This window comes from Chitinophaga fulva, assembly GCF_012927205.1.
Classification (GTDB): Bacteria; Bacteroidota; Bacteroidia; order Chitinophagales; family Chitinophagaceae; genus Chitinophaga; species Chitinophaga fulva.
Genome location: NZ_JABBGC010000001.1, coordinates 1,248,271 through 1,271,153, shown reverse-complemented (window position 1 = coordinate 1,271,153; position 22,883 = coordinate 1,248,271). Strand labels below are relative to the sequence as shown.

The 22,883-nt window shown below is 49.1% G+C and carries 21 protein-coding genes; 7 read left to right on the top strand and 14 right to left on the bottom strand.

All coding sequences use genetic code 11. From position 1 onward, the window contains the following. Positions 1-26: 26 nt before the first annotated feature. The 3 genes from HHL17_RS05390 to HHL17_RS05380 all read left to right on the top strand — a co-directional run bounded on the left by HHL17_RS05390 (position 27) and on the right by HHL17_RS05380 (position 3,130). The gene (locus tag HHL17_RS05390; RefSeq protein ID WP_169223739.1) at positions 27-1,409 is read left to right on the top strand and encodes an efflux transporter outer membrane subunit; all 1,383 of its coding nucleotides are present in this window, start codon (positions 27-29) and stop codon (positions 1,407-1,409) included. 48 nt (positions 1,410-1,457) lie between these two features. Further along, entirely contained in the window at positions 1,458-2,228 is a 771-nt protein-coding gene (locus HHL17_RS05385) for a helix-turn-helix transcriptional regulator (protein WP_169223738.1), read from the top strand. Positions 2,229-2,296: 68 nt separating this feature from the next. Further along, positions 2,297-3,130 carry an ester cyclase gene (locus HHL17_RS05380; RefSeq protein ID WP_169223737.1) on the top strand — a complete coding sequence of 278 codons (834 nt, stop codon included), beginning with the start codon at positions 2,297-2,299 and terminating at the stop codon, positions 3,128-3,130. On the opposite strand, the gene HHL17_RS05375 is transcribed toward HHL17_RS05380, so the two are convergent. The 8 genes from HHL17_RS05375 to HHL17_RS05340 all read right to left on the bottom strand — a co-directional run bounded on the left by HHL17_RS05375 (position 3,127) and on the right by HHL17_RS05340 (position 13,566). Then, positions 3,127-3,717: an RNA polymerase sigma-70 factor gene (locus tag HHL17_RS05375; RefSeq protein ID WP_169223736.1), complete on the bottom strand. Its 591-nt coding sequence runs from the start codon at positions 3,715-3,717 to the stop codon at positions 3,127-3,129. The genes HHL17_RS05380 and HHL17_RS05375 overlap by 4 nt on opposite strands. 176 nt (positions 3,718-3,893) lie before the next feature. Then, positions 3,894-5,084: a thioredoxin family protein gene (locus HHL17_RS05370; RefSeq protein WP_169223735.1), complete on the bottom strand. Its 1,191-nt coding sequence runs from the start codon at positions 5,082-5,084 to the stop codon at positions 3,894-3,896. Positions 5,085-5,133: 49 nt separating this feature from the next. Then, on the bottom strand, positions 5,134-6,582 hold the full coding sequence (locus HHL17_RS05365; protein WP_169223734.1) for a RagB/SusD family nutrient uptake outer membrane protein: 1,449 nt from the start codon (positions 6,580-6,582) through the stop codon (positions 5,134-5,136). An 11-nt stretch (positions 6,583-6,593) separates the two neighbouring features. Further along, on the bottom strand, positions 6,594-10,157 hold the full coding sequence (locus HHL17_RS05360; protein WP_169223733.1) for a SusC/RagA family TonB-linked outer membrane protein: 3,564 nt from the start codon (positions 10,155-10,157) through the stop codon (positions 6,594-6,596). A 122-nt stretch (positions 10,158-10,279) separates the two neighbouring features. After that, complete coding sequence (locus tag HHL17_RS05355) at positions 10,280-11,404, bottom strand: FecR family protein (RefSeq protein WP_169223732.1); 1,125 nt, start codon at positions 11,402-11,404, stop codon at positions 10,280-10,282. A 142-nt stretch (positions 11,405-11,546) separates the two neighbouring features. Beyond that, positions 11,547-11,873, bottom strand: coding sequence for a nuclear transport factor 2 family protein (locus tag HHL17_RS05350; protein ID WP_169223731.1), 327 nt, complete (start codon positions 11,871-11,873; stop codon positions 11,547-11,549). An 81-nt stretch (positions 11,874-11,954) separates the two neighbouring features. Beyond that, positions 11,955-12,518 carry a Crp/Fnr family transcriptional regulator gene (locus tag HHL17_RS05345; protein WP_169223730.1) on the bottom strand — a complete coding sequence of 188 codons (564 nt, stop codon included), beginning with the start codon at positions 12,516-12,518 and terminating at the stop codon, positions 11,955-11,957. A 22-nt stretch (positions 12,519-12,540) separates the two neighbouring features. Then, positions 12,541-13,566, bottom strand: coding sequence for a LacI family DNA-binding transcriptional regulator (locus tag HHL17_RS05340; protein ID WP_169223729.1), 1,026 nt, complete (start codon positions 13,564-13,566; stop codon positions 12,541-12,543). A gap of 104 nt (positions 13,567-13,670) precedes the next feature. On the opposite strand from HHL17_RS05340, the gene HHL17_RS05335 reads away from it, so the two are divergent. Together HHL17_RS05335 and HHL17_RS05330 are read left to right on the top strand one after the other, a co-directional pair. Continuing rightward, positions 13,671-14,561 carry an inositol oxygenase family protein gene (locus HHL17_RS05335; RefSeq protein ID WP_169223728.1) on the top strand — a complete coding sequence of 297 codons (891 nt, stop codon included), beginning with the start codon at positions 13,671-13,673 and terminating at the stop codon, positions 14,559-14,561. Between the two features lie 115 nt (positions 14,562-14,676). Further along, positions 14,677-16,308 (top strand): sodium/sugar symporter, encoded by a 1,632-nt coding sequence (locus tag HHL17_RS05330; protein ID WP_169223727.1) that lies wholly within the window; start codon positions 14,677-14,679, stop codon positions 16,306-16,308. Here the strand turns inward: HHL17_RS05330 and HHL17_RS05325 are convergent. From HHL17_RS05325 to HHL17_RS05300, 6 genes are all read right to left on the bottom strand, one after another. After that, positions 16,288-17,265, bottom strand: a complete 978-nt coding sequence (locus HHL17_RS05325; RefSeq protein WP_169223726.1) for an SRPBCC family protein — start codon at positions 17,263-17,265, stop codon at positions 16,288-16,290. The two genes, HHL17_RS05330 and HHL17_RS05325, sit on opposite strands and share 21 nt — an antisense overlap. A 36-nt stretch (positions 17,266-17,301) precedes the next feature. Then, on the bottom strand, positions 17,302-18,519 hold the full coding sequence (locus HHL17_RS05320; protein WP_169223725.1) for an FAD-dependent oxidoreductase: 1,218 nt from the start codon (positions 18,517-18,519) through the stop codon (positions 17,302-17,304). A 105-nt stretch (positions 18,520-18,624) separates the two neighbouring features. Then, positions 18,625-19,077, bottom strand: coding sequence for an SRPBCC family protein (locus HHL17_RS05315; protein WP_169223724.1), 453 nt, complete (start codon positions 19,075-19,077; stop codon positions 18,625-18,627). An 85-nt stretch (positions 19,078-19,162) separates the two neighbouring features. Then, complete coding sequence (locus HHL17_RS05310) at positions 19,163-20,065, bottom strand: helix-turn-helix domain-containing protein (protein WP_169223723.1); 903 nt, start codon at positions 20,063-20,065, stop codon at positions 19,163-19,165. 197 nt (positions 20,066-20,262) lie between these two features. After that, positions 20,263-20,652, bottom strand: a complete 390-nt coding sequence (gene tssD / locus HHL17_RS05305) for a type VI secretion system tube protein TssD (RefSeq protein WP_169223722.1) — start codon at positions 20,650-20,652, stop codon at positions 20,263-20,265. A 144-nt stretch (positions 20,653-20,796) separates the two neighbouring features. Then, positions 20,797-21,486, bottom strand: a complete 690-nt coding sequence (locus HHL17_RS05300) for a helix-turn-helix transcriptional regulator (RefSeq protein ID WP_169223721.1) — start codon at positions 21,484-21,486, stop codon at positions 20,797-20,799. A gap of 286 nt (positions 21,487-21,772) precedes the next feature. On the opposite strand from HHL17_RS05300, the gene HHL17_RS05295 reads away from it, so the two are divergent. Both HHL17_RS05295 and HHL17_RS05290 read left to right on the top strand, forming a co-directional pair. Continuing rightward, positions 21,773-22,351 carry a Crp/Fnr family transcriptional regulator gene (locus HHL17_RS05295; RefSeq protein ID WP_169223720.1) on the top strand — a complete coding sequence of 193 codons (579 nt, stop codon included), beginning with the start codon at positions 21,773-21,775 and terminating at the stop codon, positions 22,349-22,351. Then, positions 22,348-22,863, top strand: a complete 516-nt coding sequence (locus HHL17_RS05290; RefSeq protein ID WP_169223719.1) for an ester cyclase — start codon at positions 22,348-22,350, stop codon at positions 22,861-22,863. Before HHL17_RS05295 ends, HHL17_RS05290 begins: the two co-directional genes overlap by 4 nt. Positions 22,864-22,883 lie beyond the last annotated feature (20 nt).

Below are 22,883 nucleotides of genomic sequence, written 5' to 3'. Positions count from 1 at the left end.
TTTTTTCACTCAAACTCAGGAACAAAATGAAAATTCAATATAAATGGATATTACCCGGTATGATCGTAATAGCTTCCTGCCAGGTAACAAGAAAATATCAGCAACCAGCTCCCCCTCCTTCCGCCCAATACAGAGTACAGCTGACAACAGACAGTAATACGATTGCTACCATACCATGGCATTCTTTTTTTACCGACACCGTGCTGCAAAGCCTGATACAGGAAGGCATTGACAACAATACCGATCTGAAAATCGCCTATCAGAGGATACTTATTTCAAAAGCCTATCTCTGGAAAAGCAAGCAGGCATTTCTGCCTGAATTAACCGGCAACGCTGGTATCAAACAGTCGAAACTGGCTTTTCCGCAAGCATTCGGTTTTGTAAAAGAAGCCACGCAATACGATGTGGGCATTGCGGCCAGCTGGGAAGCAGATATCTGGGGAAAACTGAGCAGCGCCCAAAAGGCAGCCTATGCAAGGTTAATGGCCACTACAGCTGCGCAGAGAGCTGTTCAGACACAATTAATTGCTGATATCGCCACAAACTATGTGTTGTTGCTTTCTTTGGACGAACAGCTCAAACTACTCAACAGCACCATCGCGAACCGTCAGGAAGATGTGAAAACAATGGAGGCACTGAATGCCTCCAATATAGTAAATGGCGCCGCTGTAGTACAGAGCAAGGCCAATCACGCGGATGCCAAAGTGGCTATTCCGGATGTAAAAAAACAGATCCGGGAAACAGAAAATGCCATCTGCCTTTTATTGAACAGAGCACCAGGACCGATAAAGAGAGGAGCTTTGTCCAGCTTCAGCCTCCCGGCTGATTTTCGTGTAGGCGTTCCCGCTACACTATTGGGAAACAGACCTGATGTAAAGGAGGCAGAGCAATTATTGAGAACATCGTTTGAAAACACAAACGTTGCCAGGTCCTTCTTTTATCCTTCCCTCACCATCACAGGCGGCAGTGGATTCTCCAGCTTTGACTTCAGCAACTGGTTTTCCGGAACCAGTTTATTTGCTAATATAGCCGGTGGTCTTGCTCAACCCATTCTGGCCAAAGGGGAAAATAAAGCGCGGCTAAAAACTGCGGAAGCGGATCAACAGATAGCCATGTATAACTTTCAAAAAATAATGATGCAGGCAAGTCAGGAAGTATCCAACGCACTCTTTGTCATTGAAACAGCGGAAGAAAAGCATGCGGAGAGATCAACGCAGCTTCAGTTCCTGGAACAGTCAGTCACCTTCATCAAAGAATTATTAAAATACAATTCATCAACAAACTATATTGATGTACTTACATCTGAAAACAATCTCCTGATCGCTCAAACCCATAGCATAGAAGATACAATGCAAAAAATACAGGGAATCATTCAGTTGTATCGGGCCCTGGGAGGAGGGTGGAGATAAAATGATTACGCCGGCAGTCAACAATTAAATAATTATCTTTATCCTGTTATGAAGACGTATCTGCCATCACCACACCTTCAGCCTTTCATCCAGGTTTACAGAGTCATCGAAAGCCAGGATGAAAAGGTGAACCGTGTGTTGCCGGATACCACGCCCGCCATCGCGTTCCGGTTTAAAGGGCAGGTCCGTTACCTCGAGGGAGAACAATCCACTGTTGTACTGCCGGCCGCTGTTATTTCCGGGCTCAGAAACACTGTCCGGCTGATTAACTATCAGCCGGATACCGCCACCATGATAGTACAGTTCAAGGCTGCCGGTGCGGCGGCGTTCTTCAAAACACCGTTGCATGAACTATTTGAGCACAGCGTTTCACTGGACCATTTCATCAACCGGCAACAGATAACAGATCTGGAAGAGCAGTTATCGGCCGCCACCACTGATGCACAACGGGTACTGCTGCTGGATAATTTCCTGCTGGCACAGCTACGCTTCCCCAGGCAGGACACGCTGGTACTGAATGCGCTGCAACAAATCCACATCGCTAACGGAGATGTTAATATGAAAGCGCTGGCAACATCCCATTACATTAGCCAGGATGCCTTTGAAAAACGTTTCCGCAAAGTGATGGGCACTACACCGAAACAAATGGCCTCCATCATCCGAATGAGGGCTGTGCTGCAGCAGCCGCCAGCAGGCAGGAACTTAACCCATCTCGCGCTGGATGCAGGCTATTTCGACCAGGCGCATTTCAACCGCAGCTTCAAGCGGTTTACCGGCCTTACACCCACCGCCTTCTTTCAGGCGCCCTCTTTCTGGTAAAATCACTGATTTTTTACAATGATACGGCTACCGTATTCCTCAATTTTGTGGTACTAAACAAATATCACATGATCACACGATTATCGTTGTGCGCCCTGTTACTTACAGGCACCGCCGCTTACCCGCAGATCAAAAACATTCACGCCACAAAAAAATTAACCATGGATACCGTACAACAACACAAAGCCGCTATCATTGAATTTTATGAACAAACGCTGAATCACCGGCAACTGGATAAAGTAGGTCAACTGGTATCAGCAGATTATACCAATAACCTGGGAGTCAGCGGCATACCCGGCTTTATGGCGCAACTGAACTCGCTGTTGCAGACGTTTCCCGATGCCCAATGGACGATCGTCAGCATAGCCGCAGACGGCGATAAAGTCTTTGTTAAACAACAAATGACATGCACCCACCAGACACCATATCTCGGAATGGCGCCCACCCATAAGGCCCTTACCAACGAAGGAACAGGGATCTACACCTTTAAGAACGGGAAAGTCATCTCCCATGAAATACTGACTGACAGACTGGGATTCCTTCAACAGATAGGGATATTGCCAGCAAATATAACAGCGCCGGCTAAACAGGAGGAGGTGTATTTCATTGATAAATTCACCGTACCGGCCCAGGCTGTGGCGGAATTCACGGAACGGGTGAATTATAACAGGAACTTCATCCGCCAGTTGGAAGGCTTTATCACAGACCAGGTATATCAGCAGCAGGGGGAAAACGGGCAGGTTTCCATCGTCACCGTTGCCACCTGGAAAAACCAGGGCAGCCTGGACAATGCCAAAACCAGGGTGCTGGAAGAGTATAACCGGATTGGGTTTCAGCCCGCAGCGTTTTATCAGCGGCTGGGCATAACGATAGACAGAGGGGTTTACCAGGCAGGTAACTAGTTATTGTTTTGTTCCAGCACCGCGATCACACCCAGTAATAAGGGGAAAGCGCTGTCCATCCCTTTGCGGATGGCACCTAACGCCTGAGAGATCTTCTTCTCCACTGTTTTGACGGAGATTTCCATCCTGTCCGCTATTTCCCGGTAGGTGAGGCCTTCATCGCGGCTCATGCTGAAAATGGCGCGCTGGTCTTCCGGGAAAGTCGCCAATACCCGCTGCAGGACGCTGTCCAGCTCCTTAAAGGCCAGGGGCTCATGTTGCAGCAGATCTTTGGAAATATGGGCCAGCCTTTCGTAAAAATTCGTGTCGGATTTGAGGTTACGCAGGGCTTTTAGTTCCTGAAAGCGGACGGCCTGAAAAAGGTAGGCTTTCAGGTGTATCACTTCCACTTCCTGCCGGCGATGCCATAGGGAGATGAATACTTCTTGTACAATATCCTCTGCCAGGTCACTGTCGGACAACACATTACGGGCACGGACATACAATACTTTCCAATAACGGTTGTACACCGCCGTAAAAGCGTCCTGATCGTCCAGTGTTATCTGGCTCCAAAGCTGATCATCCGTATATGTGTTGTAATCCGACATGAATCGCTACCTGTTGTTTGCGGGCCTACAAACAGGAAGTAACAAGTGTATCCATTCTAGATGGTTGGTGAGGGCGAAGATAACTTTAGCGGTGAAATAATGCAAGTCCTTTTTAAAAAGGAAAGGGTGCAGCCATACGGCTACACCCTTTTTTTCACGGGATATGGTCAGGTATATTATAATTTTTCCAGCTGGTCCACCAGCTCCTGGGCCAGTTTCTGGATTTTGGATGTTTCAGCGTCTGCCAGCGCCCGCGCTTTACGTGCAGCAGTGAGGCCTTCTTCTTTTTTCTTCATAGAAAGGCATACCCATCCAAAAGTACTCTGGACGCTGTATTCTTCCGGATCCAGTGCCGCCGCTTTTTTAGCCATTTTATAGGCCTGTGGCAGGAAAGGGGTGGTTTTAGCATCCACGTCCCTTTTGCCGTTGATCCGGCGGGCGAGGAAGCTCAGTTTCTCTGCATCAGCTTTCAGTACTCCTTTCATGGCTGCATCCGTCAGTTTCACATATTCTTTCAGGTTACCCCGCTGGAAATACCATTCGGCTTCCAGCATCACAGCCTGTCGCTGTCTTTCAGGCATCTTAGACTGTTTGAAATGCGGTAACCCTTCAAAAAATCCTTTTTCATCGTTGTTATAGATTTTAGGATATAGTGTACTGGAGATAAGACGGTCGGTCAGGGCATCACGTTCTTCCTGACCAGCGTAGGAGGCAAACTGCGTCTGGTTGGCCAGATAATATTTACCCAGGCGGTCATTGCCGGATTGCGCAATGTGTTTGATCACCTTCCAACCAAGAGGAGTGCTTAAATCCTGTTCGGGTATTGCCGTGGTGATTTCCTCTCCGATTTTCGCAGCCATACGACGGTCAGACTTATACACGGCGAGGTAATAATTCAGCAGGAACGGAACGCTTCTCTCGCCGGCATTGTAGCGGGCAGAGAGGGACGACATGTTGCGGTTAGGGTCCGTAGCCATATGCGCTTCTTCCAAAAACTCCTCCACAGACATGCGGGAACCGGTGCGGTGCACCACTTCTCCTTTACCATTGATGAAAAGGTAGGTAGGGAAAGACTGGATATTGTACTTCTTCCTCAAATCTACTCCTTCACCTTTCTCCATATCATGTTTGGTGTTGATGAAGTGCTGATTATAATAGTTGAATACTTCCGGTACGTTGAATACATTTTTCTCCATCCATTTGCAGGGACCGCACCAGGAGGTGTAACAATCGAGGAATATCAGTTTGTTCTCTTTGGTAGCCTGGTCGAGGGAGGCTTGCCAGGTGGCGTTGTTAAACGCGATTTCTTCCTGGGCCATTCCTTTCAGCGCTACCAGCAGGCAGAGCATTGATAATATCTTTTTCATAAAAATAGTGTTGACCCGGAGGAATGGCTACCTCCGGGCGGTATAAAGTTTAGCGTTCGTATTGCGGGATGCCGGGGTTCATGGCCAGCACTTTAGGCGGTATGGGGAACACATAACGCTTATCGTTGGCGGGCAGCGTATACGTTTGTCCGTTGTGGGTATGGGTAACGGTTTTAGCGAAACGGGTGTCTTTATTCAACCGCTTCAGGTCGGCCAACCGGCTGTACCCCATCAGGGCCAGTTCCCTTCTGCGTTCTTCCAGCACCAGGCGGAGCGCTGCTTCATTATCGGCAGCTACCAGCGGCTGATTGTTGGTAATACGATTGTCCCGCAGGGTATTGATCAGTTGCATCGCCCTGTCTTTGCTGCCTGTTCTGGCTTCAGCCTCTGCCGCATTCAGGTACAATTCAGCAGTACCAACGCCTAAATTAAAGTCAACATAAGCAGCCCACAGTACGCGGCCCGGGAATAATATTTTATTCGGGCCAAAGAGGGCTTCCCCGTTGCAATAGAACAGGCTAAAACGTTTGTCCGTAGCACCTGCCGGCAGATCTTTCTTAAATACATTGATCAGGTCCGGATTAGCATATACTTCGGTGAAGATACTGGAAGAGCTGGGGGTACCTCTCCGGTACCAGATAGTCTCCTTATTGAGATTTCCATCCGGGAAAGCTGATTTATCCACGGGGTTATATACACGTCCCCAGGTTCCCTTCTGGACATCATAGGAGGTATAAGTCATCAGTGCATTATTCACACCGAGTACTTTGTTGGCATTTTCAAGCGCTGCTTTATAATCTCCCATATACAGGTTCACGCGGCTCAACAAGCCATAGCCAGCGCTCTTACCTGGTTTCAGCGTGTTAGGTACATTGTCCGGCAGGTTGGGCAATGCTTCTTCCAGGTCCTGTTTGATTTGTGCATATACAGCAGCTACGCTTTTCCTTTCATAGGGTTGTGTAATATCTTCCGTTAACACCAGCGGAACACCCAATGCAGCAGAAGCGTTAGCTGGATCATATTGTTCGGCATAGATATTTACCAATGTCAGGTATTCAAATGCACGGGCTACCTGTGCCTGGGCGCGCAGGCGCTTTTTCTCCTGTTCGGTAGCATCTGCCACCTTCATCACATTATTGATGACGGTATTGCAAACATAGATATTAGCATAGGATGGGTTCCACTGCGGGTCCTCACTATTCTGCTCGAATATCTGTCCTGGAGAGAAAGCATACAGGTTACGTTTATACACAGCGTAGAATGAATAAGACGCCTGCTGATTGATATCATTATCCTCTCCGCCTTCCACATCATCTGTGATATAGGCAGGATAAGCCCCCACTGCAGCAGTAAGGCTGGTGTTATTGATCAGCTTTTGATAGTCATCAAAATACTCGGGAATGGTATATCCTTTCGGTTTGATGTCCAGGTATTTGTTACAGGCAGGCAATGTTGCAAAAGATGCTCCTGCCAGTAACAGAATGAATATTTTCTTCATGTTTGTTCCGTTTAGAAATTAACATTTACGCCAATTGTGTAGCTCGGAGGTATCATTGATCCCCTGGTAGCATTGATAATAGTACCATTCCATACTTCCGGGTCCAGGTTTTGTTTGTTAGCAGACCAGCGCCATGCATTCTGTACCTGGAAGCTCACCCGCATACTTTGTATATAAGCCTTCTTCAGCAGCGCTGACGGGAGATTATAACTCAGTGTTATATCACGCAGTTTGATATAGGATGCTTTGCTGATGTGCTTATCAGCTCCTTCCCACAGCACGGTGGTAGTGGTGGAAGCACCGCTGAAATAAGCCGGTGCAAGATCCGGGTTCTGTTCATCACCCGGTTTTTTCCAGTAGTTAAGTGCCTGGCGGTCTATATTGGTGGTATAGTTCAGCTCTGGAAACTTCGTCAGATAAGGCGCTACCGCATCACGCATGACGTTGCCACCATAATAGATGAACATAAAAAAGAGATCAAAATCCTTATAGTGTAAGGTATTCTGTAAAGACGCTGAATAAGGCGGAATGGTTGTTCCACTATATACCAGATCGTCAACAGTTAAGTTCTGCGTGGATTTCACGATCTTTCCGTCCTTGGTATAAGCCTGTGGCCGGCCGCTGGCGTCCAGCCCGGCGTAACGGATACTGTATAATCCATCCAGCGGAATACCTTTCCGGCGTTGTGCTGCGTACACATATCCGTATACTGAATTCTCAGACACATCCAGCTTGGTCAACTCATTTTTGTTATAGTTAAAGTTAAAGGTGGTATTCCAGCGGAAATCACGGGTTTTGACATTAACGCTGGTCAGGGTAATGTCTATACCGCGGTTATACATATTACCGTAGTTGACAATATAGGAGCTCCAGCCCAGCGTAGGATCTGCTGTCATGTTGCCCAGCAGATCAGATGTATTTTTATTATAGAATTCAACAGAGCCGGTCAGTCTGCCACCGAGTGTAGTGAGGTCAACACCGATATTGGCCACCTTGGTTTTTTCCCAGCGTAATCCGGCGTTAGGCGGACTGTATACATAGGCTTGTGACTCATTGGTCAGATAGTTGGGAACATCGTCTCTTGTGATCATATAAGGCCCCGCGTCCTTGGGAATATTACCATTCACACCGTAGGTAGCACGTACCGCCAGGCGGTCCAGCCAGCTGATATCTCCGCCATCGCTCACTACATACATCAGGCCTGCTGACCACATGGGTTTATATTGATACTTAGGGTCTGTACCGAACAAGTTGGACTGATCTATTCTGATACTACCGGATGCTGTCAACCTTCGTTTATAAGAATAGGAAGCATTGCCGTAAAAGGACACAAACCTGTCTTCCAGGTCACGGAACCCTCTTTCTCTGTCTTTATTTCTGCTATCCAGTCGGAACTGACCAAAAAGCGACTGCATATTTTTCAGATTCTGACTCAGTGCCAGTTCATCTATCGGTTTATAGTTGAGACTGTACTCATCATATCCGTATTTGTGGATATTGGTGGAAGTATTCCTTACCTGACGCCGCTCAGCGCCCACCAATGCCTGGATTTCATGATCATCGCCAATCAGTTTCTCGTAGTTCAGTTGTAACCGCAGCATATTCGTTGCGACACTGGTCCTTGTTTCATTAAACTGGCCACCAAGCGGCAGCAGGGATGTTGCTGAGATGATAGGAGTAGCGTCATTGAGCATAGTCGTTACCACGTTGGCATTCTTGCGGTATAACTGCTGTATGGTAGTGTCCATACGCTCTGTCTGATAACGTACATCTAGTGATAACCCGTTAATGATCCTGAAATTAGCGCCAATATTGAGGTTCAGGTAGTTGCCTTTCCTGGTGTAACGTTGACGGCCAAGTTCTTCCAACGGACGATAGGTTTCATCTTGCAGACCTAAACCTTTCAGGCGGTCAATTTCATACTGGGACTTGCTCAGGTACCATTGAGTGGGTTGCCCGTTCGGATCACGGAGCATATAATAGGACGCTTTTCCGGCGTTGAAATTCTTCATACCCAGGAATCCGTTATCAAAGTCTTCTTTGATGCTGCTTCCTAACACGCCTACGTCTACACGCATCCATTTGGTGAAGTAGAAACTATTGCGGAGGTTATAACCCACTCGTTGCGACTGTTGGGCTTTTTCATACGGATTGGTACCGAGATAATTCACGGAGAGGTTATAGCGGTATTTTTCGCTTCCCCCGGAAAGGCCCAGTGTGTGCTGGTTGGTCACCATCGCTTTGCGCAGCAGTTCGTCCTTCACCTGGTCATAGCGGTCACTGTTACGATATACGTCCAATGCGCGTTGCAACTGCTCTTCTGTGATTTTATTACCCTTTCGTTCGTATAACAACCGGTATACGTCGTTCATGGCTTTACGGGGATCAATGGCGCTATAGTCACCGGAGCGATAGTTGAACATGTCCCGTTGAAAGTCCACCAGTTCAGCGCTGGACATCAGGTTATTATAGCTTCTGCCGGGCAGTGGCGTAAATTTGATAGCGTTGTTGTAAGTAACTCTCATCGCGCCGGGTTTGCCTTGTTTCGTGGTCATCACGATCACGCCATTCGCAGCGCGGGCGCCGTAGATAGAAGCAGCGGTTGCGTCTTTCAGCACAGTAACCGTAGCGATGTCGGCAGGGTTAATCACCGCGCTGTCCCCTTCAAAGGGCATCCCATCAATGACGTATAGGGGAGCGGTTTGAGTACCTAAGGTGGTTACCCCGCGGATCTGCATTTTGCCTTTATAGGAAGTCATACCGGCAGCCATCCCTTCGAGGCGGTCCAGTATGCCGGTTTGCATTTTACCGGCCATATCATCGGCGGTGATGGTAGAATAAGAGCCTGTAGCGCGTTCCTTGGAGATGGTCTGGTAACCGGTGCTCACTACGGAAATGCCTGCCAGGCGGCTGGAGAGCTGTTCCAGCTTAATCTGTATGCCGGCATTTTTGCCTACGGTCACTTCCTTTGTATTGAAGCCTACATAGCGGATTACCAGTACATCACCAGGTTTGGCATCGATATTAAACCGGCCGTCCACGTCAGAAATAGCGGAGCGGGTAGTTCCTTTGATCACCACGGAAGCACCGGGCAATGCTGTGCCGGAGCTATCAGTGATGGTGCCGGTAACGGGTATTGCTGCTACCTTTTCAACGGCCAACAGCCCTGCGGAAGCACTGTTAGCCCGTTTGATGATCACCACCTTGTCCACGATCGTGAAAGTCAGCGGCTGATCTTCAAAACACTGCTTCAGCGCGGCCGACAGCTGCACATTTTTCAGATCAAGGTTTACATTGTCCGTCTGTTGCAGGTCTTCCTTGGAATACAGGAAGGAATATCCTGTTTGTTGTTGCATCTCCCTAAAAACCCTGGTTAATGGCGCTTTCTTTAAAGAAAGCGTTACTGTCTGGGCAAAAGTGCCCGCGCTCACATGCATAAATGCAGCCAACAGTAACATGACAGTCAGTTTCATAATCTTCCAGATTTTTCTCCGGGCAGGATACCTGCCGGAGTGCTCATTAGCTGGCGGGTACAGGGTACCACGCTGGGCTTGGAACCAAGCTCTTAAAATCATACATTTGATTTTGGGTGATGAATAAAATTTCTAAACAGGACATTTTAAGGTTGCCCACCGGCCAGGGATACTGCGAATATCTCTGGCCATTTTTTTGGGCGGATTATTGATTGGTTTTTGCTTTAAGGTTTGACGATAATCTTGTTCCCCTCCACTACAAAAGACACGCGGCCTGTCAGCTCCAGCATTTTCAACAACCGGGATACCGGTACATCACGGGGAATGTTACCCATAAAGTGATGGGTAACGGCGCCCTGGTATACCACCTCTGCGCCGTACCAGCGTGCTACCTGGCGCATAACGGTGTGGATATCTGCATCGTTGAAGGCAAACTGCCCGTCTTTCCAGGCAATGATGTCGTCTGTATCTACTTGATGAAGGGAAAATTGCCCGTCGGGCTGCAGCTGTGCCTGCTGACCAGGCTTCAGCATATATGACTGTCCGTCATTGTTCACGCGCACCGATCCTTCCAGCAGGGTGGTACGGACCCCTGCTTCGTCAGGATAGGCGTTGATATTGAAATGTGTGCCCAGCACAGACACTTCCATATCACGGACTTTTACTTTAAATGGTTGGTGCGGGTTGTGGCTGACTTCGAGGTAAGCCTCTCCTTTCAGCTCTACAATGCGGTCTTTGCCGTTAAATGCGGTAGGGAATGTAATGGAGGAGGCGGCATTCAGCCAAACACGGCTGCCATCCGGTAAGGTGAGCCGGAACTGGCCGCCTGCCGGCGTGGAGAGGGTATTATACACCACCTGCTGAGGCGCGCCTGATGGTTGATAACTCAGTTGCCCGTTACCGGTCCGGGTAATTTTACTGTTGCCCTGTGGCGACAGTGAATCTGCTGTTATATCATCCAGCACGACTGTCGCCCCATTGGCCAGTGTCAGTGTGGCTTTATTGCCACCCGGTTTTATATCGTTATGAAAAACTGAATTCTCGGTGACAGCCACAGAAGATGCCTGTTTGCGGGGAAAGAGCAATACGCCTCCCACAACTACCAGTGCCAGCACTGCTGCGGCTGCGGCATAGGCCCATCTGTAAGAACGTTTCCGCGGAGCCCGGATCTTTTGCATAATACGGTCATACATGACCTGTTGCAACAAGACCTCGGTTTCCGGCTCCAACCCGGTCTCCCCGGAGGTTTCCAGCTGCTCGCAATAACGGTCTACCAGCGCCTGCTCAGCGGAAGTGGCAGTGCCGTCCAGATATCGGTCGACTAGTTCGTGAAAGGTATTTTTATCCATGCCTGATAGGTAGTACCAGAATGGAAGCCTTACCCTACGGCTAAACGGTCTTTTTTTGGGGAAATTTTAACATTAATGTAATTATCAAGTCTAACCGACTGATTTTAAAATATTAAGCGCGGCGAACCGCGCTTAATATTTTTTATAATAAGGGTCGGGGATCAAACACCACCCTAAGCGAGTTGATTTTCCCGTTTTTCAGCTGGTACCAGCTGCATCCGAACACAGTTTTGTCACCCATCATATAATCGCACAGCACACATACATCGTCGCCGTTTTCAAATATTTTATGGACCGTGTATTTCATCTTCATACGGCCCATATCTTCCATGTATACGTCGGCGCCATCACGGGAGCCCAGTACGCCCACAAATTTGAAATCGGGCGTCAGCAATGTTCCGGCTACGGTCATCTCTTCTTTATTCAGGGCAGTTATGAACTGCTCCACGGTTTTTCCAGCTTGTGTCATCGTCTTCATTTTTTTATCTGCACACAAAGGTAGGGCCGCAACAGGAATCTATCCTGTGACGATCGTCACAAACGCGCAACGCTACCGCCTGCCCCGGATACGGCTCAACGTTTCCCGGGCTATGCCCAGAAAGGACGATAACTGCGATAACGACACCCGTTGCAGCATTTCCGGGTATGCCTGCTCCAGGTATTCATACCGCTCCTGTGCACTCATCAGTTTGAACAACGCCGTGTGTTTCTCCTGCTTTGCCGCAATACGTTGCAGGCAGAGTCTTCCCAGCGTTTCTATCTGTGGGTCCGCGGCAGCCGCGGCCAGTAAAAGGTCCCGGTCAAAACGCACCACTTCCAGCGGTTCGCAGGCCTGTATAGAAAAAGTGGATTTCTCCCGGCGGCCATAGCTATTGATATTGGTAGCAATGTCCTGCTCAAAAAAGAAATCAGCGTTGATATCCACGCCATCTTTATCGTAGAAAGCCCGGCAATAACCCTTGCTGACAAAAAACAAGGCATTACATACCTCGCCGGCGCGCAACAGAAATTCGTCTTTCCGGAAATGTTGCACAGAGAGTGCCGGCAGCAGGTGCTGCCAATTGTCGTCAGAGAAAGGGGTCAGGGAATGAATGTAAGTCTGTAGTTCTTTCATTGGTTATGGTTTCCGTTATTTTTTATCGTTTGCTGGTTTTGACACTTGATTCCCTCACCACCAGTACTGAAGGAATCACAATACGTATATCCTTCGGTGTTAGCGGTTTCTTTTCCAGCATTTTCACCAGCACCTCCGCAGCAGCTTTCCCCATGTCAAAAGCAGGCTGCGTGACCGTCGTCAGCGACGGCTGCAGAATGGTAGCGATCTCCAGATTAGAAAAGCATGCCAGTTTCACGTCTTCGGGCATACGTAATTGTAGTTGCCGACAGGCCTGGTATACGGTGGTCGTCAGTTTTTCTACGGAGGCCACAATACCATCCGGCCGGTGCGTGCGCTGCAACAGCTTTTTCACCAGCTGGAAATTACCGGCCCCGTCGGTGGTACAGATGAGCATATTCCGCTGATGTACGGGAAGCTGGTGATCACCCAATGCCTGCACGTAACCGGCCATCCGCTGCCGGCAGATGGACAGGCTATCGGAAATACCGAGATAAGCTATTTCCCGGCATCCCTGCGCTATCAAATGGGCGGTGGCCTTATAGGCACTTTCCGCGTCATCTGTCACTATTTTCGGCGCCGCCAGCGTTTCCAGCACCCGGTCAAAAAACACCACCGGCACATCCTTATCCATTAGTTCCTGCACATGCGCGGTATCTGTGGTTTCCCGTGACACCGACAACAGCACTCCGTCTACCCGGCCACTCTGAAAATCTTTTAATATGGCCACTTCTCCGGCATAACTTTCATGCGTCAGGTAGATGATCACGTGATACCCTTTAGCCTTCACAGCCGCCTCTATGCCGTTAATAGCGATCGAAAAAAAACTGTCGGCCACCTCCGGCAGTACCACTGCAATATTTTTGCTCCTCCGCCCGCGCAGGCTACTGGCGTAGGCGTTGGGAATATAGTTCCACTCAGCAGCCAAAGCCCGCACCCTTTCTTTGGTGGCGGCACTGATCTCATAGCTATCACGCAATGCCTTGGAAACCGTAGATAACGAAAGATTCAACTCCCGGGCCAGCGCCCTGATGTTTACGTTTTTCATGTCCGATAAATCTACGAAACCGGTTTCGTAAATAAAACTCCCCGCCCATGCCAATAATCCTGTCAAAATAGCCGAAATTTAAGTCAGCCATAAAACCGCTTGCCATGGATAACAAAAAGCCTTCCTTCACTGAAAAAGAAGTGAACCCGCTAACAAGCCTCGACCAGTGGGAAGACGCCGTACTGGAACGGTACCCCACTCCGGAAAGTATCGCCACTTCCAAATCTGTGGATGAATACCGGAACTACGATACCCCGGAAAGAGATACTGTCCGCGAATTCTATCGGCTCAATCATACCTATCAGACATATGATTTTGTGCAACAGAAAAGGGCCGATTTCCTGCAATTCAACAAAAAGGAAATGCCGGTATGGGATGCCTTTAATTTCCTGAATGAGCTGGTGGACGACTCCGATCCGGACACCGATCTCGACCAGTTTCAGCACCTGCTGCAGACTTCGGAAGCTATCCGTCATGATGGCCATCCCGACTGGATGGTGCTCACTGGCCTCATGCACGATATGGGCAAAGTACTCTGCCTCTTCGGAGAGCCTCAATGGGCCGTCGTTGGCGACACCTTCCCCGTAGGCGCTCCCTATTCAGATAAAGTCGTTTATCCGGAATATTTCCGCAACAATCCGGACTATCAAAACACCGTGTACCAGGAAGGTACCGGCGTTTATGAACGCGGCTGCGGCCTGCGCAATGTGCACATGTCATGGGGACACGATGAATACGTGTACCAGATGATGAAAGACCATCTGCCGGAATCCGGCCTGTACATGCTGCGCTATCATTCTTTCTACGCCTGGCACCGGGAAGGCGCCTATGATTATCTGCTCGATGATCATGACCACGAAATGCTCAAATGGGTGAAACTCTTCAACCCATATGATCTCTATTCCAAAAATCCGGTACCACCGGACTGGAATAAACTTCGTTCCTATTACGAAGATCTCGTGGCTAAGTATCTCCCGGCTAACTTAAAGTTCTGACTATTCTGAAAAACCTCCGTTTGTTGCTGCCTACTGACAAGGTCCCCCATTTTGGGGGATCGCAGCAATTAATGTAACTTATCAACCAACTTTATAAATTCCACACATCCACCACATGAATAAGCTGCAACAAGCGGATTACATCGTCTTTTTTATCTACTTCATCGCTATCGCCACCTACGGGTATTACGTTTATCATCGCAAAAAATCAGCAGCTGCCAGCTCCAAAGATTTCTTTCTCGCGGAAGGCTCCCTCACCTGGTGGGCCATCGGGGCTTCTCTCATCGCTTCCAATATCTCAGCGGAACACTTCATCGGCATGTCCGGCTCCGGCTTCGCCCTCGGACTGGCTATCTCCACCTATGAGTGGATGGCCGCCGCCACACTGATCATAGTAGCAGTATTCTTTATCCCGCTGTACCTGAAAAATAAAATCTACACCATGCCGCAGTTTCTGGCCAAACGGTACAATGATAAAGTCAGTACCGTCATGGCTGTATTCTGGCTGTTGGTGTATGTGTTCGTCAACCTCACTTCCATCATCTACCTCGGTGCGCTGGCCATCGCCTCCATCTCCACCATTCCTTTTGAATGGTGCATTGCAGGGCTTTGTGTCTTTTCTGTGATCGTAACGCTCGGTGGTATGAAAGTAATCGGTTATACCGATGTGGTACAGGTGGCGGTGCTGATCATCGGCGGACTGGTAACCACCTATCTGGCACTTACTTTATTATCAGAGAAGTTCGGTTATGGCAGTAACATCCTGAAAGGCTTGTCCGTACTACGGAAGGAAGCCCCTTCTCATTTTCATATGATCTTCCACAGTGATCATCCCTACTATAAAGATCTTCCCGGGTTGTCTGTATTGATTGGTGGTATGTGGATCAATAATCTGGCGTACTGGGGATGTAACCAATATATCACACAACGTGCGCTGGGTGCCAATTTACAGACCGCGCGCAAAGGCATTTTATTTGCCGCTTTCCTGAAGCTGCTGGTGCCGGTCATCGCCGTGCTTCCCGGTATTGTGATGTTCGTACTGCATAAAAACGGGATGTTCCAACAGGAAATGACTGATGCCGCCGGTGTTATTAAACCGGACCATGCCTACCCTACGCTGATGAACCTGTTGCCTCCCGGCCTGAAAGGTGTTGCCTTCGCTGCGCTGACAGCCGCCATTGTGGCTTCTCTCGCCGGTAAAGCCAATAGTATCTCTACCATCTTCTCGTTGGATATCTACCAGAAATATTTTAATCGCGAAGCCAGCGAAAAAAAGCTGGTGAGCGTAGGCCGCTGGGCAGTCATCATCGCTATGCTGCTGGCAGCTATCGTTACGCCATCATTGCGGTCGTTGGACCAGGCTTACCAATTCATTCAGGAATACGTTGGCTTTATCTCTCCGGGTGTATTGGCTATTTTCCTGCTCGGCTTCTTCTGGAAGCGGACCACCGCCGGCGCCGCGCTCACCGGCGCACTGCTGACCATTCCCATCTCCACGGTGCTGAAATTCCTGCCCACATGGACAAACGGTGCCTTCCCGGACTACCCGTTCCTCGACAGGATGTCTATCACATTTGTGCTGATCGTTATCCTGATGATCATCATCAGTATCACCCGGCCAACGAAAGAGGCGACGCAGCATGCACTGGAAATAGACAAGTCCATGTTCCGCACCACGCCAGGCTTTATCGCAGGCTCTATTATCATCATCGGTATCCTGACAGCGTTATATACGGTCTTTTGGTAAACCCGATTCCGCCCGCTGCCGGATCACCTGCAGGATATTGTTCTGGATATCTTTCATGATCCAGGATGCCCACCAACTGGCATAAAAATTAAAGGTGGTATGTAGTTTAAAATGGCTATAGAGGTGTAGCCTGTAGTTCCCGTTGGACAAAGGTTCCAGTTCATAAGTACCATCCAGCACATCAAAATACTCCCCGCCAATCACCACATGTTCGTCCATGGTGGTGGAAGGAATATTGTAAGGATCTGCATGAATGGTAAAGCTCATACTACGCTGATGGTTATACGCTGTTACCTTTTCATCGAAGACCAGTCCTTTATCAAAGATCGCTTTGCGGTAAGCGCCTACGCCTTCATAATTCAGTTCCGCTTTGATAGGACGAGGGAATCCCAACATCCGGGTAAACCAGCCCTTGTCCTGCGTGGCAGCGATTTCGCCTACGCGGGTAACGTTCTTCCAGATGTTTTCCTTGCTGGCATGGATATCTATGTAAGTATAGGCCTTGTATTGACCCGGTATCTTAGCGATCATTTGTTCTATGGGAGAGATGACAAACGGGAGTAAAACGATCAGAGAAACGTATCTGCGTTCCTGTTTGTTCTTATCTCTTAACTTTAAACGGCCGGCCATTGCACCTCCGGCAGATGCCGCTATAAGGAACAAAGGCAGTATCATCAGCCAGCACGCCCAGCCCTCCATGGCAAATAACAGTGTAAATATGAAAAAGATGCCAACTGGTACCCAGGGCATCATGATCCGGTAAGATCGACTCTCCACCTTGTCCCGGGGAGACAGATAGATGGTCAGCGCGCCCACACCGAAAGGAATGCCAAAGATGAAGGCCAGGCCCATCACACTGAACAATGCCGAAATGCCATCATTGAATATGGCGTACATGACAAACACAAAAGCTAGGGGAATGGCAACAATTAAGGGCTGCGGGGTGCGGGATGGCATAGTGTGATATATTTGACCCAAATATACCCCTTCCCGTTAGTATTTCATTTGCCAGTCCAGTTTATAGCGGTATAACCAATCGAAATTTTTAGGGGCAAACAGCGGGATGAAAATCGCCATCATCCAGTCCCTGATCTTAGCCTGCCAGGGGCGGAGTATATTTTTAGATTTACCTCTTCTTCTTCCTTCAGCCACAATCTTTTCCACCCTGGGTTTACGGTCGGTTTCAAACTTCCGGAAAGCGGCGGCATAAGAGCCCACGCCGGCATCCCGCAGCAGCATGCCCAGGTACATTGCGTCTTCCAGGGCCATGGAAGCGCCCTGACCAGCACTAGGGCTTACGGCATGAGCGGCATCACCGATCAGCAATACCCGGCCTTTATGCCACGAAGCCAGGGAAGCAATATCCGCCACATTCACCTTCAACACTTTTTCCGTCTGTGCTATTAATGCAGGAATAGGCGCATGATAATTTTTATAACGGTCTTCCATCAACGTTTTTACTTCTTCTACGGTGGTGGAATCCAGCTCTTCTTTGGTAAAAGGCGCGTCAGACGGCAGGTTGGACCACCACATGGCCATACCGTTGCCGGCAGCGCAGTAGCCAAAGAAACCGTCATTTCCGAAAGTAAAATTAAGGCTGTTGATTTCGCGTGTAGTCATTTCCGGTAAGGCAGACAGTGGAGCAAATCCACCATAGTTTTTCATCCCGGTAAAGGCAGGTACCGGCGCTTCGGGAAAGAGGAGCTGGCGGGTAGCAGAATGAACACCATCGGCGCCAATTAAAACATCGCCTGTAACCCGCGTACCATCGGTAAATACAGCAGTCACGCCATCTTCGTTCTGACGGATATCGCAAAGCCTTTTTTGATATTGAATGGTGATGCCTTGTTCTTTCAGTTCCTGTAACAGGATGTCATACAATGCAGCGCGGGAGAGGCTAACTCCCTGTTGACCGTACTTTTCGACAGAGCCGTTTGGTAAATTGGCGATCACTTTGCCTTTGCCATTACGCATGCAAAACTCTTCCGACACAGCTCCGGCGGCTGTCACCCGTTCAGCCAGCCCCAAGGCATCCAGTACGTTCATGCCATTAGGCGCAATGTTAAAACCTGCGCCAATGGTGGCTTTATAACCATATGCCTCATAGATGCTGCAGGACACGCCTGCCTTGTTCAGGAACAATGCTAATGACAGACCACTGATTCCGCCACCGGCTATCAATACATGAAAAGATGTTGGGAGCTGCGTCATAAAAAAGGGTTTATACCACAAAATTGTAACACAGCACCCGGGGAGTCAACCATCACTAGGTAAACGGAGGGCTGGTTCCGGTGAAAGCCCTTTTTTTACCGGTTATTAGTTGGCTTCCGCCACTTTTTTAATTTCGGTGAGGATAGAAGCCCAGCCACCAGCGTCCATGGCTTCTTTATATCGCCGGTCGCCTTCAGCCACGGTGGAATAATCGCCCTGCGTTACCACCAGCAAGGTTTGCCCGTCTTTGGGGCTTAGCTGGTAGGTCACTTTCAGGTAATTCTCAGAAGTATCGTCGATATTGGAATTAGGATCGATAGTGGTATAAATCAGCCTTTCGTTGGGGATGATCTCTTCGATGGTACCTTTAACGGCCACCATTTCCTTGCCTTCATATTCCATTTTCCAAAGGAGCTCGCTGCCTTGTTTCCAGTCAGACACCGTTTCGCAGTTGAACATGTACTGTTTGGTCTTGGCGGGGTTGACCAGGGTATCCCATACCACGGCGGCAGGTGCGTTGATGGTAATGTCGTTTCTCACGATTAATGCTTGTCCCATACGATAGTTTTTTACAGGTAGATAAATATTTTGCTCTTGTGATACGTCACAAAAGTAAAATAAAGGTGATTCGGCGGATTGCGCATTACGGATTATTTCTAACCGAAAAAGGAGTAAAGCCGAACTTCTTTTTAAAGGCGTTATTAAAATGCTGCGGGGTAGCATAGCCCAGTTCAGCGGCTATCTCCGCGGCTGTTTTGCCGGTGTCGCGCAGGTACTGATGAGCCAGATGCAGCCGCTGATCGGTGAGGTAGCCAAAAACGGTGTTGTTGAATTTCTCTTTAAAGCCGCGCTTCAGTTTGTATTCGTTGAGCCCTACTGTGCGGGCAATCTCTGTCAGGCTGGGCGGGGAGTCCAGTCTTGTGTTGAGCAGGTCGCGCACCGCAATGATTTTTTCGGTGTCCTGTTTGCTTTTCAGGTAGATGGCTTGCCGCTGATCGGCAGCAGTGCAGGATTCGGCCGACAACACCAGCAATTCCAGGCTTTTGGACAGCAGGAAAAGCCGCTGGAAATCGCCGGCGTATTTGCTGAACCGGATCTGGGATATGACCTGCTCCATCTGGGAGTCCAGCGCGCCCCAGGTGTCTGTAAAGATAACCGGTTGACCGGCAGCTACTTTATCCGCGAAACGTTTGAGCTGATCGTTGCCCTGTTGGGTAAAGCTCAGGAACTTTTCCCGCGGGAACTGTATGCCAAAAATCTCCAGCTCAAAGGTTTTGTTTTCCACCACCATATCAAAGGGGTGGGAGTACATGAAGTTGTGATGCCCGCCAATCAGGTCATAGGTTTTGCCCAGCTGCTGATAGCTGAAAAGGTAATCTCCCCGCAGGCCGAAATGCAGCCGTACTACATCGTTATCGCTATGCGCCGGATGGGCGAACAGCTCCCGGAAGGACGACAGGCCATGCCCGATGAGTATGTCATCGCACATCCAGCGTGTCATGGTCATGGTGCCGTTAGGGTAGGTGATTACTTGTTTGTCTTCCATAGTCCTCGTTGCAGGCTCACTGCAGCGGTATAAAGGTACGCACATTTCGTACGTGAAGATGCGGGCAAAGGCAGGTAGGCGGGTAAGTTGCCAAAACGCAAAGCGGCACGGGCATGAGAATCCAACTGGCCAGGGACGTCCATGGTCAGCTGCATTTTTCGCGCGTGGCTGCTTTGCGTGAAATACTTTTTTCGGGCCTACATGGGCCAGGGGTTCTGGTACACGGAGTTGTTGAGCTTCAGCTCCCTGGCAGAAAGCGACAGTTGTATCTGCAAAGGTTGATCGTTGGCGGCATTGAACTGTTCGGTGTAGCCTACGCAATAGGCGTCGGTAAACCGCAGTTCTTTCAGCCTGGACATGGAGTCGCGGCGGAAGAAAGTAATGCTGCCATTTTTAGTTTGGGTATTGGAGATCATCCAGTCAAAAAGATGGGTTTCGCCGGCAGATTCCACTTTCAGATTGATATTGCCTCCTTTGGGGCGCGCTGCAGGCTTTCCATTGTGATCGGTGTGCTGGCTGAAGGTGAAATCGCACTCCAGTACGTTTAACTCTTCTCCGTCGATGTTGAGAACTGCTTTAAAAGACATAAATAATCGGTTAACAAGTCTGCTGCAAAACAGGCAGACAGGGAAAAAATATGGTATACAGCACTGAAAATACAGATAAATCTGTATATGGAGCACATTCCCGGCTTTAAATTTTCGGGATTTTCCGGGAAATGGTTTCCCCGGTCAGATCAGGTCAAAAGCCTGGGCAAAACTGGTCAGGTCGTAGCCTGACTGGGCGCCGATTTTACTTTTGATATTCCGTCGGTGGGTGACAGCTGTTTTCTCAGAGATATGAACTTTTTCTGCTATTTCGCTGGCACTAAGGCCGAGGGCCATTAACCGGAGTATCTCTTTCTCCCGTTTGGTCAGCGCCGCAAAAATATGCTGGTTGCGGCGCAGGAAGTTGTTTTCCTCCAACAGGCGGTTCACCTTACTGGTCACATGATGCAGCGGATCAATGGGAATAGCGCAGGTGATCACATGCGTGGGTGTCCCAAGGGCGTTCCGCATAAATATCCGGGTAGTGCCCAGATGCCAGGACCAGTCCAGATGACGGGCCAGCCTCACCTGCTGAAAGAAGGTAATGGCCATGTCCTTCTCCCGCGATGCCGTAAGCATAGCGGTAACCTTGGGCAGATAGTCAGCCACATCGTGCGGATTGAAGTAAGTGTCATAATAACTGTGGCCCATGGCCCGAAGGTCCTCCATGGAAACGTCCAGCTGTTGCCGTCCGTTCTCAGACATATATTCTACATAGTCCTCCTCCACGTTCATCACAATAAATACGGCCGGCAGTTCGCGCTCTATGGCCTGAAGGGCCTGCAGCTTTTCTTCAAGACTGGCAGCCTCGGATAATACGGTATACGTACTCATGTCCTGCTATATAGTGTATAGGATAAACCGTAAATGTCGTAGGTTTTTAATGCTCTCTGATAACAAATGTATATAAAAAACGGATAAGGGTCCCCTTCCTGTAGAAGATGACCCTTTTTTGGGGGTAAAAATATGATGATCTGTGGAACAGTATTAGCCTTGTGTGACAGTTAACAGATGAATATGAAACATCTGTGGAAACAAAGGTAAGTGAAGGAAAGGATTGTGGAAATACCTAGTAGTGAGTATTTTTAACAACTGACAGCTTATTTCACCAATATCACACATGAAAAAAACAATCGTTTGTTTCGATGAATCCATCCTCCACAAGTCGCAACTGGACAGTGTTTCCAAAGAACTAATGTGGCATGCGGCACAAATTCACTTGGTCAAACTGGGTGACCATATCCTGCGGGCAGGCCAAACCTGCCAGCATGTTTGGCTCGTGGAAAAAGGCGCCTGCCGGGCATTCTATGAACATCATACCCGGGAAGTCAACACCGCTTTTTTCTTTGAAAATAACTTTATCACTAACATGAAAAGCCTGCGGAACAATGAGCCATCGGCCTATCATCTGGCCACCACAGAGCGTTCCGTGCTCCTTCGCTGGCATAAGGACACACTTGCCGCTCTTTATCAGCAATCATCCGCCATCGCTGCTTTTGGCCGCGAACAACTGGAATTACTGGCTATTGCCGGTGAAACACATGCCGACTGGCTAAAGACACATACCCCGGAAGAGCGCTACCAGTATGTACTAATGCATCATCCTCAACTGGTGCAACGTGTATCTCTTACACAACTCAGTTCCTATATCGGTATCTCCCGCGAAACACTCAGCCGCATACGCCGCCGCGTTTTGTGACGTTTGACACAATATCGGTCGATGACCTGCTGGTACCTTTGTGGCTCAACAACAGCCATCATATGCATCTTTCTGAACAAAAAGATCTGATCGTCCGCTTCATCGACGAAATCTGGAATAACGGTAATACCAACAACCTCGACACTTTCCTACATCCGGCCTATAAAGATTACTCGCTCCCGGCCGGCCTTCCCGTAGACGCCACCGGCTTGAAACAGTGGGTAGCCATGGTACACGAGTCGTTTCAACCACAAACCGTCATTGAGGAACACCTCGCCGAACCCGGTCATTGCATGGTCCGCATCTCCATGCAGATGAAACATACCGGTTTGTGGCGAGGTATCCCTGCAACAGGCCAGACCGCTGTCACCAGCGGCTTCCGCTCCTTTGCATTCAAAGACGGCCGGATCATCGAACACCGGGCACTGATGGATGGTAATACCCTGGAACAGCAGCTGCGTGCAGCCGCTGACATTACCGGATGCCAGCCTAAAACAACCGGCAACGGATAATATCCGGAATAGGCGATACC

Bases quoted from the DNA above. Each gene is read 5' to 3' on its own strand.
- HHL17_RS05330 (WP_169223727.1), top strand. From the start codon at position 14,677: ATGAATAAGCTGCAACAAGCGGATTACATCGTCTTTTTTATCTACTTC.
- HHL17_RS05385 (WP_169223738.1), top strand. From the start codon at position 1,458: ATGAAGACGTATCTGCCATCACCACACCTTCAGCCTTTCATCCAGGTT.
- tssD (WP_169223722.1), bottom strand. From the start codon at position 20,652: ATGTCTTTTAAAGCAGTTCTCAACATCGACGGAGAAGAGTTAAACGTA.
- HHL17_RS05360 (WP_169223733.1), bottom strand. From the start codon at position 10,157: ATGATTTTAAGAGCTTGGTTCCAAGCCCAGCGTGGTACCCTGTACCCG.
- HHL17_RS05315 (WP_169223724.1), bottom strand. From the start codon at position 19,077: ATGGGACAAGCATTAATCGTGAGAAACGACATTACCATCAACGCACCT.
- HHL17_RS05380 (WP_169223737.1), top strand. From the start codon at position 2,297: ATGATCACACGATTATCGTTGTGCGCCCTGTTACTTACAGGCACCGCC.
- HHL17_RS05340 (WP_169223729.1), bottom strand. From the start codon at position 13,566: ATGAAAAACGTAAACATCAGGGCGCTGGCCCGGGAGTTGAATCTTTCG.
- HHL17_RS05310 (WP_169223723.1), bottom strand. From the start codon at position 20,065: ATGGAAGACAAACAAGTAATCACCTACCCTAACGGCACCATGACCATG.
- HHL17_RS05325 (WP_169223726.1), bottom strand. From the start codon at position 17,265: ATGCCATCCCGCACCCCGCAGCCCTTAATTGTTGCCATTCCCCTAGCT.
- HHL17_RS05370 (WP_169223735.1), bottom strand. From the start codon at position 5,084: ATGAAAAAGATATTATCAATGCTCTGCCTGCTGGTAGCGCTGAAAGGA.
- HHL17_RS05320 (WP_169223725.1), bottom strand. From the start codon at position 18,519: ATGACGCAGCTCCCAACATCTTTTCATGTATTGATAGCCGGTGGCGGA.
- HHL17_RS05350 (WP_169223731.1), bottom strand. From the start codon at position 11,873: ATGACACAAGCTGGAAAAACCGTGGAGCAGTTCATAACTGCCCTGAAT.
- HHL17_RS05300 (WP_169223721.1), bottom strand. From the start codon at position 21,486: ATGAGTACGTATACCGTATTATCCGAGGCTGCCAGTCTTGAAGAAAAG.
- HHL17_RS05345 (WP_169223730.1), bottom strand. From the start codon at position 12,518: ATGAAAGAACTACAGACTTACATTCATTCCCTGACCCCTTTCTCTGAC.
- HHL17_RS05355 (WP_169223732.1), bottom strand. From the start codon at position 11,404: ATGGATAAAAATACCTTTCACGAACTAGTCGACCGATATCTGGACGGC.
- HHL17_RS05375 (WP_169223736.1), bottom strand. From the start codon at position 3,717: ATGTCGGATTACAACACATATACGGATGATCAGCTTTGGAGCCAGATA.
- HHL17_RS05335 (WP_169223728.1), top strand. From the start codon at position 13,671: ATGGATAACAAAAAGCCTTCCTTCACTGAAAAAGAAGTGAACCCGCTA.
- HHL17_RS05365 (WP_169223734.1), bottom strand. From the start codon at position 6,582: ATGAAGAAAATATTCATTCTGTTACTGGCAGGAGCATCTTTTGCAACA.
- HHL17_RS05295 (WP_169223720.1), top strand. From the start codon at position 21,773: ATGAAAAAAACAATCGTTTGTTTCGATGAATCCATCCTCCACAAGTCG.
- HHL17_RS05390 (WP_169223739.1), top strand. From the start codon at position 27: ATGAAAATTCAATATAAATGGATATTACCCGGTATGATCGTAATAGCT.